Annotated in this window: 12 protein-coding genes; 1 reads left to right on the top strand and 11 read right to left on the bottom strand. The window is 58.3% G+C overall.

Features of this window, described 5'->3' with window-relative positions; genetic code table 11:
- The 6 genes from VD811_08405 to VD811_08380 form a co-directional block, all read right to left on the bottom strand.
- Positions 1–559: apolipoprotein N-acyltransferase (locus VD811_08405; GenBank protein ID HXV20993.1), on the bottom strand; the 559-nt coding region annotated here is incomplete at its 3' end.
- Positions 560–564: 5 nt separating this feature from the next.
- A complete protein-coding gene (locus VD811_08400; GenBank protein ID HXV20992.1) occupies positions 565–1443 on the bottom strand; it encodes a hemolysin family protein in 879 nt (292 codons plus the stop codon).
- 54 nt (positions 1444–1497) lie between these two features.
- Entirely contained in the window at positions 1498–2190 is a 693-nt protein-coding gene (locus tag VD811_08395) for a diacylglycerol kinase (GenBank protein ID HXV20991.1), read from the bottom strand.
- A 60-nt stretch (positions 2191–2250) separates the two neighbouring features.
- Complete coding sequence (ybeY, locus tag VD811_08390; protein HXV20990.1) at positions 2251–2706, bottom strand: rRNA maturation RNase YbeY; 456 nt, start codon at positions 2704–2706, stop codon at positions 2251–2253.
- Positions 2603–4873, bottom strand: coding sequence for an HDIG domain-containing protein (locus VD811_08385; GenBank protein ID HXV20989.1), 2271 nt, complete (start codon positions 4871–4873; stop codon positions 2603–2605). Before VD811_08385 ends, ybeY begins: the two co-directional genes overlap by 104 nt.
- 122 nt (positions 4874–4995) lie before the next feature.
- Positions 4996–6060 (bottom strand): PhoH family protein, encoded by a 1065-nt coding sequence (locus tag VD811_08380; GenBank protein ID HXV20988.1) that lies wholly within the window; start codon positions 6058–6060, stop codon positions 4996–4998.
- A gap of 119 nt (positions 6061–6179) precedes the next feature.
- On the opposite strand from VD811_08380, the gene eno reads away from it, so the two are divergent.
- Positions 6180–7472: a phosphopyruvate hydratase gene (gene eno / locus VD811_08375; GenBank protein ID HXV20987.1), complete on the top strand. Its 1293-nt coding sequence runs from the start codon at positions 6180–6182 to the stop codon at positions 7470–7472.
- 117 nt (positions 7473–7589) lie between these two features.
- On the opposite strand, the gene ftsH is transcribed toward eno, so the two are convergent.
- The 5 genes from ftsH to VD811_08350 form a co-directional block, all read right to left on the bottom strand.
- Positions 7590–9515: an ATP-dependent zinc metalloprotease FtsH gene (ftsH, locus tag VD811_08370; GenBank protein ID HXV20986.1), complete on the bottom strand. Its 1926-nt coding sequence runs from the start codon at positions 9513–9515 to the stop codon at positions 7590–7592.
- A gap of 129 nt (positions 9516–9644) precedes the next feature.
- Positions 9645–9944, bottom strand: coding sequence for a zf-TFIIB domain-containing protein (locus tag VD811_08365; protein ID HXV20985.1), 300 nt, complete (start codon positions 9942–9944; stop codon positions 9645–9647).
- A gap of 110 nt (positions 9945–10054) precedes the next feature.
- Positions 10055–11068, bottom strand: coding sequence for a CRISPR system precrRNA processing endoribonuclease RAMP protein Cas6 (gene cas6 / locus VD811_08360; protein ID HXV20984.1), 1014 nt, complete (start codon positions 11066–11068; stop codon positions 10055–10057).
- A gap of 6 nt (positions 11069–11074) precedes the next feature.
- The gene (locus VD811_08355) at positions 11075–11848 is read right to left on the bottom strand and encodes a succinate dehydrogenase/fumarate reductase iron-sulfur subunit (protein ID HXV20983.1); all 774 of its coding nucleotides are present in this window, start codon (positions 11846–11848) and stop codon (positions 11075–11077) included.
- On the bottom strand, positions 11848–13470 hold a 1623-nt coding region (locus VD811_08350), incomplete at its 5' end, for a fumarate reductase/succinate dehydrogenase flavoprotein subunit (GenBank protein HXV20982.1). The genes VD811_08355 and VD811_08350, both read right to left, overlap by 1 nt.

Here is a 13470-nt window from a genome sequence, read left to right as displayed (position 1 = left end):
ACGTGCGCCGGGCGAGCGCCCGGACGGTGTCGGCCAGGGTCGCATTGGTCAGGACGAGCAGAAAGCTGAGCCCGTAGACGCCGCAGAGGTCGACCGACTGAATCAGGGCGAGGTGACTCTGCTGTGAATAGCCAAGGCTGGCCCAGGGGAAACCGCTCAGCAGAAAGGAGCGCAGAAACTCGAGGGCCACCCATAGTACCGGCAGCGTTAGCAGGGGAGACAATCCGAGACGTTCCCGCAGACGGCATGCAGCCCAGGTGGCGGCGGCGAAAAACAGCGAAAGGTATCCGACCAGCAGCAGGAAGGCAACCACGGAGAAGAAGGGGTGCATCTTGCCATAGGTGGTCATGACGATGTTCAGCCAGTAAAGAACCGGACCGAAGAAGCCGACGCCGGCAGCAAAACCGCTGCGGAATGGCCGTTCGTGCATGATCAGGAAGAGCGGCACGAGAGCGAACCAGGCTACGCTCGCCAGATCCGGCCGCGGGAAGGAAAAAGCCAGAAGGAGGCCGGAGAGAAAGCTCAGGAAAGTGGCACGATTCGGTAAAAAACGCCGCATGCGCTTCAGGCTCCGGCGACCTGAGACTCGGCAGGCGTCGACCGGCGGATACGTACTTTGCGGATTTTGCGGGCGTCACACTCGACCACTGTCATGATCAGGTCGCCGTCGCGAATTTCCTCTCCGGCAACGGGAACGTGTCCCAGCAGATCGAACAGGTAACCGCCGACGGTATCGAACTTCTCGCGGGGAACGGTCGTACCGAAATGCTCTTCGAGTTCCTCGATGTTCAGACGTGCGTCGACCAGCACGGAGCCGTCCGCTTCCTCCAGCAGCCACTCTTCTTCCAGGTCGTACTCATCCTGGATGTCGCCAACGATCTCTTCGATCAGATCCTCGATGGTGATCAGGCCGGAAGTTCCGCCATACTCGTCAATGGCAATGGCCATGTGTACCCGTTTGGTACGAAACTCCTGAAGAAGCTCCTCGATGTTTTTGGTCTCCGGGACAAAATAGGGGGTGCGCATCACCTGGGTCGTCTGAATCTCGGCAGCCGGACGCCCCCAGAATTTGAGCAGGTCCTTGGCGTAAACGACGCCGACGATCCGGTCGGTTGTCCCCTCGTAGATCGGTATGCGCGAATGCCCCGAAGAGATGATCGCTTCGAGGACCTCCTCCATGGAGGCGGTAGTCGGACAGCAGACCATATCGGTGCGCGGCACCATCACCTCGCGAACGATCGTCTCACCGAATTCGAAGATGGAGTGGAGCATCTCCCCCTCCTCTTCATTGATGATTCCACCCTCCTCGGACTCCTGAATAATCTCCTGCAGCTCTTGTTCCGAGAGGATGCGACGGCGTCCGAACACCAGTCGCTGCAGTATTTCCAGCCAGGAGGCAGACCTGCCGTTGCCAGATTTTCCGTTGAAGCCCTCGTCGTCCAAGAATCAATTCCTCCTTTGAAAATGCACTATCGGCAATGTTTCAGCCAGGCACAATCAGGCCAGAAAAAGATGCAGGAGCAGAGTTACTCCCGTCCCGAGCAGTGCCCCAGCCAGCACCTCACGCAGAGAATGAATCCCTAGAAGAAGGCGGCTGTGACTGACCATGACCGCCATGGCCACAGCAAGAATGGCCAGCACCGGTCCCACCGGTGCCAGCACGAAAGAAGTAGCTATCGAGAAAGCCACTGCTGCATGTCCGCTGGGCATGCCGCCGTGCAGGGGAGTTCCTTTACCCAGACAAGCTTTGGCAAGAACCACAAGGATGGTCACTGCGAGCGCGGAAAACACCGGCAAGGCTCCCGGCGACGGAGCCGGGCGCAAAGCATCGGCATCGGGGAAGACATAGGGAGCCAGCACGACATAACCTGCCATAGCGGCACCGATACTCGCCACCAGAACCGATCCGGCGGCCACGTCCTTGGCCCGGCGAGCCAGCGGATGAAAGTCAGGAGATACCAGGTCGACCACGACTTCCAGCGCCGTGTTGACCAATTCAACGACCAGAACCAGGGTTACAGCAAAAGCGAGAGCGACGAAATCGAGGGCGGCGACCCGGTAGAAGAGCGCCAGCAACAGAACCGTCGCGGCCGCCAGGAAATGGGCACGCATGTGTCGCTGGGAATTGACCGCCCAGAGAATTCCCTCTATGGCGCAATTGACCAGTTCTATGAAACGTGAGGGTTTCAAGGGTGACTTCAAAATTCATCCTGCAGGGTCAGGCCACGGTGCCTGCCGAAACGGGTGCCCCTACACGTATCCCTCTTCCGCGAGCAGGGCAAAGATTTCCCGCTCGCGCGCCTCCATGCGCACGGCCTCTGCTTCAGTGCCACGTTCGTGGTCGTAACCTAGCAGGTGCAGTATCCCGTGCAGAAGCAGGAAACAGAGTTCACGCTCGAACGGGATAGCCGCCTCGGCCGCATCACGCTCGGCGGTGTCGGCGGAAATGACGACGTCGCCGAGCAATCCTGGCTGAACTCCTGCCCCTTCTCCTTCCTGCATGGCGAACGAGATAACGTTGGTAGCCTTGTCCCGGCTCAGGTAGTCGCGGTTGATCGTCCGGATTTCTGCGTCGTCGACAATCAGCACTGACAGTTCGGCATCAGGACATCCCGAGACGTTTAAGATCCTCTGAGCCACCCTTCGCAGGTTCAACTTCTTTATCTTTAGTCGCTTTTGTCTGTTCTCGATGTGAATCTTCACCATTCTTCCTTTTGGCTGGCTCTCTCTCCCGCTCCTTGTAGGCGGGTTCCGGATAATCGATCCGGTGATGGAATATTCCCGCCAGAATCTGGTTGAAGCTCTTGGCGATGTTGTGCAGGTCCTTGAGGGTCAGTTCGCACTCATCGAGCTGCCCGTCGATGAAAATGTTGTTGATGATTTTTTGCACCATCCCCTGGATGCGAGCCGGCGTCGGCTCGGTGAGGGTGCGGCTGGCCGCCTCAACGGCATCAGCCAGCATGATCAGCGCCGCCTCCCGGGTTTGCGGCTTGGGGCCGGGGTAGCGGTAGTCCCGCTCGTCCACCTGCTGGACATCGGGGTCCAGTTTGCTTTTTGCGCGGTCATAGAAGTATTTGATCAAGGCGGTTCCATGGTGCTGGCGGATGATTTCCACCAGTGCGGCCCCTAACCTGTTGTCCCGCGCCAGCTCAACGCCGTCCTTGACATGGGACATGAGAATCAGGGCACTCATCGACGGAGCAAGCTTGTCGTGCCGGTTTTCCTGATTGCCAAGGTTCTCGACAAAATAGAGGGGTTTGCGTATCTTGCCGATATCGTGATAATAAGCCGCGACCCGGGCAAGCAGGGGATTGGCGCTGATCGCTTCGGCTGCAGCCTCGACCAGATTGCCGACGATGACCGAATGGTGGTAAGTTCCGGGCGCCTGGATCATCAACTCCCGCAGCACCGGCGTATTCATGTTTGCAAGTTCGAGCAGCTTGATGTCGGTGGTGTATTTGAACAAGGATTCCACCAGGGGAATGGTGCCGTTGACGATCACGGCGCAAACGAGCCCGCCTGCCAAGGCAAAGACGAGCTTGTAAAGAAACTGGACATCCAGGGGGCGTCCTGCTACCAGCAGAAAGCCCAATACCATCAAGGCATTGACCAACGACAGCCGGAAGCCGGCCCGAAAGAGCGTCGAACGCTCCTTGCAGTGCCTGACCCAATGCGCCGCTGTCAAACTGCCGGCAAGCGCATAGAGGGAGATGAACAGGCTGTTGCCGAAAAGGACTCCGAGGAGCAGCGAAGCAAGGATCGAAAAAATCAGCGCCACTTCTGAATTGAGCACGATGCGAACCAGCATGGCGCCCGCGGCGAAGGGGAAAAGATAGAAATAGGTCGGTGAATCGATATACGGAAAGGCACTCTCCAAAGCATTGGCGATGAAGATGGACAACTTGATCAGAACAAAAAGTCCGATAAATGTAGAAACCAGGAAAATCAGATCCCGGCTTTGCGGTCGGTATTTCCGGATGTTGCGCCTGGCGAACCGGTGGCAGCTGAAAAGCAGCAGGGAAATAGCGATAAAAAGTCCAAATGCCGTGCGCAACGTACTATAGTCGTTGCCGATGTCACGCAGGGCCTTGAGTTTCTTGATCTGCTCCTCGCTAACCCGCTCTCCTTCGCGAACTATCATCTCCCCTTTCTTGACCTGAAAGAGAACCGGCTTGACCGCCTCACGCGCTGCACGCTTGCGCGCCTCGGTTTCGTTCTTGTTAAAGGTCAGGTTCGGACGCAGCAGTTTCTGGATAACGGTGAACAGGGTTTGGCGATGACGGCTGGAAAGGGCTTGGGTCGCCTTGAGCTGCACATCGAGCGCTGACTCGACATCATCGAGGCCACTCACGCTCTCCTGTCCGAGGCCGGTCGCCTCCGACTGCGTCACCATGTTGCGGATGACGATCCCCTTTTCCCGATCGGCCTGAAAAAGCTGCAAGTTGCCGACGACCTTGCCAGCCAGCGCCTGGCTAACGAGACTGCGCAACTGTTCCAGAACCTCGGCCGCGGCAGGAACCTCGCTTAAGGCCTTCAGGTCATGGTCAGTAAGACTGACTCCGAGACGAGACTCCACCTCTTTATGCAGATTTTCCGGAGGCAAGCCTTTCAGTGTTTCGGCATTCAGGTATTGGAGAGCCTGCACAAGGCGCTCTGCAATATCGTGGCCCGTCCTGGGAGCAAAATCATATAGCGGCGGTACGGCCCCCTCTGCCTCGAGGCGCTTCTGTTCCGTCAGCGACAGGTCGGGAATAAGCAGGTCCCTTGGCGACTTGATGTCACGGGAAGCAATGTCCCCAGGGGCATTATAGTCGGGTACAAACCCCCCCTTGGGAACAATGATGACGGTCAACACGAACGCCAGCAAAAACATGAGCAGATGCTTCTGCTGACGCTCTTCGAAGATAAAATATTTTTTCAGGGAAGAAATAAATTCCCGGGACCGGCGGGAACCAGATTCCGGTGTACGTTCTTGCCTGGTCATAAGTGTCAATTTTATCCGTTGTCTGTGCCGGCGTCGTTACGCTGGGTGGTCGGCCGGGCTCTGTCGTAGGCTTTAACTATCAGTTGCACGATGGGATGACGAACCACATCCCGGTCGGTGAAGAAGTTGAAATGTATCCCTTCAACCTCCTTAAGCACGTCGGTGGCCTGAACCAGTCCGGAGAGCCGGCCGGTAGGCAGATCGATCTGAGTAATGTCACCGGTGATGACAGCGCGGCTACCGAAGCCCAGGCGGGTGAGAAACATCTTCATCTGCTCGGCGGTGGTGTTCTGCGCCTCATCGAGGATGACGAAAGCATCGTTCAGTGTGCGGCCGCGCATAAAAGCAAGGGGCGCGACCTCCACGACCCCCTTCTCGATCAGCGCCTGACCTTTTTCGAAATCGAGCATATCGAAGAGCGCATCATAGAGCGGACGCAAGTAGGGGTTGACCTTTTCGGCGATATCTCCCGGCAGGAATCCGAGCTTCTCGCCGGCCTCCACCGCCGGCCGCACCAGCACGATGCGGCTTACCTCCTTTTTCATCAGGAAGGAGACGGCCATGGCCATGGCCAGATAGGTCTTGCCCGTCCCGGCCGGACCGATACCGAAGACGACATCGTTGGTCCGGATGGCCTCTATGTAATTTTTCTGTGCTAAACTTTTGGGAGAAATGATTTTCTTGCGGGCGGAAATCAGAATGGTATCAAGAAAAATATCCCGCAGGCGTGCCCGGGAATCGGCACTCAGGATTCGGATGGCATAGTCGATGTCGGTTGGGTATAGCGGATACCCCTCCTGCAAGAGGCCGACGAGTTCCTCCAGCAGCCGTTGGGCAAGGTCAACCTGTAACGGCTCACCTTCAAGCTGTAGCTCGAGGCCCTTGGAACCGATACGGACGCCAAGCGTCCGCTCGATCTGCCGCAGATTCTTATTCTGTTGACCGAACAGGAGGTTCGCCAGATGCTGATCGCTGGCGGCGAACCTTCCACGGGTGTTGCATGTGTCCAAAAAATATCCCTCTGGTTGCGCAGAGAACAGGAGTGCAAAGATAGCACCCTCACCACGTAAAATCAATGGCTTTTCTCAATTCAACCAGGACAAAAAGAGTTTCCAATTTCGCCTTTTTTGGTATATATAAAGGCCTTGCTGCGGGCTGCAGCACGTTTTTTACTTTCCAACCTCAAGGGGGCTTTATGAGTGAGATCGTTGACATCTACGCCCGGGAAATTCTCGATTCACGGGGCAATCCCACGGTGGAGGTCGAAGTCTATCTGGAAAGCGGTGCCATGGGCCGGGCCGCCGTCCCGAGCGGCGCTTCGACCGGGGAAAGAGAAGCGCTGGAACTGCGCGACGGCGACAAGTCACGTTACCTGGGCAAAGGGGTGCAGAAGGCGGTGGACAATGTCAACGAGGTCGTTACCGAAGCACTCATCGGTTGGGAGGCCTCCGATCAGGCTGGTATCGATCGCAAGCTGCTGGAACTGGACGGCACTGACTTCAAGAGCAATCTTGGAGCCAACGCCCTGCTCGGCGTCTCCATGGCCTGCGCCAAGGCAGCCGCCGAAGATGCCGGCCTGCCCCTCTATCAGTACCTGGGGGGTGCCAACGCCAAGGAACTGCCGCTGCCGATGATGAACATCATCAACGGCGGCGCGCACGCTGATAACAACGTCGACATACAGGAGTTCATGATCATGCCGGCCGGCGCCCCTTCCTTCCGGGAAGCACTGCGCATGGGCGCCGAGATCTTTCATGCTCTGAAGAAAGTCCTCAAAAGCAAGGGCTACAACACTGCCGTCGGTGACGAGGGTGGCTTCGCTCCCGACCTGAAGAGCAACGAGGAGGCACTTCAAGTGATCATGGAGGCAATCAAAGCCGCCGGCTTCACCCCGGGCGAAGATGTCCTGCTCGCCCTGGACGTCGCCTCTTCAGAACTGTTCAAGAACGGCAAATACTTCCTCGAAAATGAGGCCAAGCCGGAGAAGACCGCGGCTGAACTGGTCGATTTTTACGAAGATCTGGTTAACCGTTACCCGATCATCTCGATCGAAGACGGCATGGCGGAGAATGACTGGGAGGGCTGGAAGCTTCTCACCGACCGTCTTGGCAAGCGGATCCAGATTGTCGGCGACGACCTTTTCGTCACCAACACCAGAATCCTGAAGGAAGGGATCGAGAAGGGGATCGCCAACTCCATCCTGATCAAGGTCAACCAGATCGGCACCCTGACCGAAACCCTCGAGGCGATCGAAATGGCCAAGCGCGCCGGCTACACCGCCGTGGTCTCCCATCGCAGCGGCGAAACCGAGGACACAACCATCGCCGACCTGGCCGTTGCCACCAATGCCGGCCAGATCAAGACCGGATCGTTGTGCCGAACCGACCGGATCTGCAAATACAACCAGTTGCTGCGCATCGAGGATGAACTGGACAACGTCGCTGTATTCAACGGCCGCGAAGTCTTCTACAACCTGCGGCGCAAATAAACTGTTCACGTTCCAGCCGACCGAGAAAGGCCTGCCGGATTCCGCGGGCCTTTCTCGGTCGGTGGTTGTGCGACCGCTTTCAGATGTCTGTCACCCCAGCCAGGAGATCAACCACATTTACGCCTCCTTCTCGGCATCAGCCACTCGGTTTCCCTCTTCTGCAACTTCTGCCCTGGCACCCTTGACGACACCCGATTTTGTCAGAATTTCATCGATCCTGGTGCGCTCGATAACTTCTTCCTCCAGCAGCGCCGCCGCCAGATCCTGCAGGCCCTGTCGATTCTCGGTGACGAGTTGGTCGGCCATCTCCTCTCCATTCTTGACGATCTTCTCGATTTCCTGATCGATCAGCCACGCCATCTGCTCACTGAAGGTTTTTTCGGTTGCCAACTTGCGTCCGAGAAACGGATGTTCCTCGCCCCGGTTGAAGGTTACGGGTCCGATTTTGTCGCTCATCCCCCATTGGCAGACCATCTTCTCGGCCAGATCGGTCACCTGCTTCAGATCGTTCTGGGCGCCGGTGGAAACCTCGCCGAACACTTCTTTTTCTGCCGCTCGCCCACCAAGACTGACGGCTATCCGTGTCATGAGATAACCTCGGCTGTAGTGATAGCGGTCATCCTCCGGCAACTGCTGAGTCATCCCGAGGGCTTGGCCGCGGGGGATGATGGTCACCTTGTGGATCGGATCGGCTCCCGGCATAACCCACGCCACCAAGGCATGACCGGCCTCGTGGAAGGCGGTAATTCGCTTCTCTTCTTCGGTCAGTATCAGCTTGCGCTCGGCTCCCATCAGGACCTTGTCCTTCGCACGCTCCAGGTGATCCATGTTGACTTCGTCGCGGTCTTCGCGGGCCGCGATCAGGGCCGCCTCGTTGACCAGGCTCTCCAGGTCGGCGCCGCACATCCCGGGGGTCCCCCTGGCGATGACCCGCAAATCAACGTCCTTGGCCAGCGGGATCCTGCGTGTGTGTACCTTGAGGATCTCTTCCCGGGCCCGCCAGTCGGGGCGATCGAGGACGACCTGCCGGTCGAAGCGTCCCGGGCGCAGCAAAGCCGTATCGAGGACGTCGGGACGGTTGGTGGCCGACATGACGATGACCTCCGTGTGGGGGTCGAAACCATCAAGTTCGGCCAGGAGTTGGTTAAGGGTTTGCTCGCGCTCATCATTGCCGCCGCCGAGACCGGTGCCGCGGGAGCGGCCGACGGCATCCAGTTCGTCGATGAAGATGATGCTCGGCGCGTTCTTCTTTGCACTCTCGAAGAGATCCCGCACCCGGCTCGCCCCAACCCCGACAAACATCTCGATGAACTGCGAGGCGGCGATGGAGAAGAAGGGAACTCCCGCCTCACCGGCGACGGCCCGGGCCATCAGGGTCTTGCCTGTTCCGGGAGGTCCGACCAGCAGGACTCCACGCGGTACCTTGCCGCCAATCCGGGCGAATTTCTTCGGATTGCGCAGGAACTCTACGATTTCCATCAGTTCCTGTTTGGCTTCCTCCAGACCGGCTACGTCGTCAAAAGTGATCTGGGAGTTCTCCTTCGAATAGAGACGGGCACCGGACTTGGCGAAGCCACCCATGATGCCGCCGCCGGGACCGCCTCGCCCGCGCATGCCGCGCAGGATGAACCACCAGACGCCCAGGATAAGAACCCAGGGAAGCAGGTAGATCAGGGCTGTAGCCCAGGGTGAGGGCTCCTCCGGCGGCTTGATGTTGACCTCCGTGCCGCGGGCCTCAAGTTCCTCCATGAGTTGCGGGTCCGGAAAGGGTGGAAGCGTCGTAGTGAACTGCTCGAATTGGCGCCCTGGTGTCGTTGAGTCCAGAGGAGCAACCTCGACAGGCTCCTTGAATTTGCCGGAGACGTCATTACCCTGGATGGTAATCTCCCGGAGGTTGTCCTTCTGCAGTTCCAGCTTGAATCGACTATAACTTAGAGGGGTGGAACTTTCAGGTTTGCGGGGGGCCAGGGCAATGTAAAGGTAGTTGAATGCCAGTATCAGAAAAATGAGGGTGAGAATCTGCTTCCAGGTATTCGAGGGCATCGGCACTCCTAAGCTGGGCAGGTGGATTATCTCCGAACGCGCAAATCACCCGGTTTTCAGCTCAACAAAAGGCGCTATCGACTCCATCGTCGTGCTGCACGCCACCTCCGACAGAAGTGTCACAAAGGATCACTCCTCCTCTCCCTTGAACCATTTCTCAAACCATGTCCGGTGGTCCTTTTCCGCCAGTATCTGCAAATCACGGGGCCCAAGCCAGACACCGCCACATCCTGGACAATGGTCAAGCGGAACACCGCGGAACGTCATCGCTTCGAGGGGTTCTCCGCACTTCGGGCAGCGGTTCCGACAGCTCTCGCGAATCAATTGTTCTCGGGCTGACGCCTTCATCTTCTCGATTTTTTCCTTTTCGAGTTTATAGAAATATTCGTTTTCCAGAGCTTTTTTTCGTTCTTCCCAGATATCTGTCATAATCCACCCCCTTGGAATCACAGCCTTTCTCAAATTATAACGGTGATAAAAGTTTCAGCAAGGCCAAGCAAAGCGAAGTCCTGCTGAGACTGCCGGCATTCAAGGCGGGACTACACTTCGCCCACGCGAAAGCATCCGGCACCAAAAGCAGCCCCTTTTCCCACATTCATCAAACTTCCTAAGCGCAGAATCCCGACCACGCCCTGCAGGGCTTCCCCTTCAAGACGGACTGAACCGATGATACCGCCGAGGTCCTGCGCCGCTCCGCCCCCTTCGAGCGTACGCCAATCCTGCCAAAAGAGAGCGTTCTGCACTTCGTGCACCCCATCTGCCGCTGCCAGAAGGCGCGCTGGGTCATCGACCACCTCGTGTCCACAGTGAGCATAGAGCATCGATGTTACACGGCGGAGGATGAAGGGGAAGAAACGGCGAAAATCGAGCTTGAACAAAGGTCGCCCCTGCGACAGTAGCCGTGCCGGCGTCAGAAATTCAAGCATCATGGAGGTCGGTTCGCCAACACGATCCAGCCACCACCCGACTTCGTTGATCGGCGGGGTGAGGACCTGTAGCCTCTCCCCTTCCTGCCAGATGGTTAACCGGTTCCCGGAAGCATCCTCTGCCTCGATCGTCGCCAGTGCGAAGGTACCCTGACCACAAAGTAAACCAATTTTTCCGAGCGTCTGAAGAACACGGGCGAAATCACCGACCAATTGAACCCCCCGCCCCCAGAAAGAAACCGTGAGTTCAAACTGGTCGCCTACCTCGAAATCCGTTTCGGGTTCCGGATGAGGCAAAAGGGCAAACGGCGGGCTCGGACGCTGAAAACGGCGAAGGGCAACCGGGTCATCCGGAAGCGGTGGATCGAACAGAGCCTGGAAACGCTCACTGGTCCGGGCACCGAGGGTTGGGCCGGCAGCCATCAGAAGTTCGCGCCGCAGGCGCAATTGTTCGACCAAACTCAAGCGAAACCGCTCCTGAAACTCCAGGTGAAAATGAAGCAGGGAAAATTCAATATCGGAAGGCAGGGAGAAGAGATCGTCGCTCATGACCAGAGAAGAAATAAAGCGATAGCCGACTAACAAAAAAAAGGGGCGGGAATTACCCGCCCCTTTCTCTAGGTACAATCAGGATCAGGCGCCGCCGCCAGCCGTCTCCGCCCGCACAGGCTTGGGCAGAGTCTTGAGCAGTTCCCGGTTCATCCGGGCAATGAAGGTGGTCTTGATCCCCTTCGGGCAGGTGGCTTCGCACTCATAGTGATTGGTACAGTTGCCGAAGCCAGCCTGGTCCATGGCTTCGACCATGGCACGAACGCGCCGGGCAGCCTCCACCTCGCCCTGAGGAAGCAGGCCAAGGTGCGAGACCTTCGCTGAAACGAAAAGCATCGCTGAAGCATTGGGGCAGGAGGCTACACAGGCACCGCAACCGATGCAGGCTGCCGCATCCATGGAGGCGTCGGCGTTGTCCTTCGGCACCGGGATGGCGTTGCCGTCCGGTACCCCACCAGTGTGGGCCGAAGTGTAGCCGTAGGCCTCGATGATCCGGTCGAAGGCCGTGCGATCGACCATCAGGTCGCGGATGACCGGGAATGCCTTGGCTCGCCACGGTTCGATGAAGATACTGTCACCGTCCTTGAATTTGCGCATGTGCAACTGGCAGGCCGTGATCATGGTGTCGGGACCATGCGCGATGCCGTTGATCATCTGTGAACACATGCCGCAGATCCCTTCACGGCAGTCATGGTCAAAGACGATGGGCTCTTTGCCATGCTTGATCAGGTCCTCGTTAACCTCATCGAGCATTTCAAGGAAGGACATGTCGGGACTGACATTCTTCGCTTCGTACTGCTCGAATTTCCCCTTATCCTGGGCGTCTTTCTGACGCCATACTTGCAGTGTCAGGTTCATTATTTGTAGCTCCTCACGGCCAGTTCAACGTTTTCGAATTTAAGGGGCTCCTTGTGCAGCTCAGGCTCCTTGTCGAGCCCCTTGAACTCCCAGGCGGCGGCGTAGCAGAAGTTTTCGTCGTCGCGCATCGCTTCGCCGTCCGCAGTCTGGTACTCGGTGCGGAAGTGACCTCCGCACGACTCGTTGCGGTGCAGGGCATCCTTGGCCAGGAGCTCGCCGAATTCGAGGAAGTCGGCAACGCGGCCGGCGTTCTCGATTTGCTGATTGGTCTCACCGGGGCCGCCGGTGACGTTGACGTTTTTCCAGAATTCTTCACGCAGCTTGGGAATTTCGGTCAGGGCCTTCTTCAGGCTCTGCTCGCTGCGGGCCATGCCGACGTTCTCCCACATGATCTTGCCGAGTTCGCGGTGGAATTCGGTGACGGTCTTCTTCCCCTTGATGGAGAGGAGCTTGCTGGTCTGGCTCTTGACGTCTTCGACCGACTTTTTGAACTCGGGGTGGTCGGCCTTGACCTTGGCCGGCGTCACCTTGGCCAGGTAGTTGGCGATGGTATAGGGGATGACAAAGTAGCCGTCGGCCAGCCCCTGCATCAGGGCACTGGCGCCGAGACGGTTGGCGCCATGAACGGAGAAGTTGGCCTCGCCAAGGACGAAGAGCCCGGGGAGATTGCTCATGCAGTTGTAATCGACCCACAGGCCGCCCATCGAATAGTGAGGAGCGGGGTAGATGCGCATCGGCTGCTTGTAGCCGTTCTCGTCGGTGATCTTCTCGTACATGTCGAAGAGGTTGCCGTAGCGCTCGCGGATCTTGTCCTCGCCGACGCGCTTGATGGCAGCAGCGAAGTCGAGGTAGACGCCGCGCTTGCCGGGGCCGACGCCGCGGCCGTCGTCGCACTGCTCCTTGGCAGCGCGGGAGGCGATGTCACGGGGCGCCAGATTGCCGAAGGAGGGGTACTTGCGCTCCAGGTAGTAGTCACGGTCGTCTTCGGCGACCTCATGGGGCTTCTTGTCGCAGTCTTCCTTGCGCTTCGGCACCCAGCAGCGGCCGTCGTTGCGGAGCGATTCGGACATCAGAGTCAGCTTCGACTGGTGCTCGCCGGTCTGCGGAATGCACGTCGGATGGATCTGGGTGTAACAGGGGTTCGCGAAGAAAGCGCCCTTCCTGGCGGCCCGCCAGTTGGCGGTGACGCTGCAGCCCATGGCGTTGGTCGAGAGGTAGAAGACATTGACATAGCCGCCGGTCGCCAGGACCACGGCATCGCCCCAGTAGGATTCTATTTCGCCGTTCACCAGATTGCGGCAGGTAATCCCCTTGGCCTCGCCGTCGACGACCACGAGGTCGAGCATCTCACGACGCACGAAGAGCTTGACGGTACCGGCCTGCACCTGGCGCGACAGGGCCTGGTAAGCGCCGATCAGCAACTGCTGGCCGGTCTGGCCGCGGGCGTAGAAGGTACGGGAGACCTGGGCACCGCCGAAAGAGCGGTTGTCGAGGTAGCCTGCGTAGTCACGGGCGAAGGGAACGCCCTGGGCCACACACTGGTCGATGATGTTGTTGGAGACCTGGGCCAGACGCCAGACGTCGGCCTCGCGGGCGCGGAAGTCGCCCCCCTTGATGGTGTC

The sequence above is a fragment of the Desulfuromonadales bacterium genome, assembly GCA_035620395.1.
Lineage (GTDB): Bacteria > Desulfobacterota > Desulfuromonadia > Desulfuromonadales > DASPGW01 > DASPGW01.
Note: the sequence above shows the minus strand (reverse complement) of the source record. Positions and strands in the feature narration are given on the sequence as shown.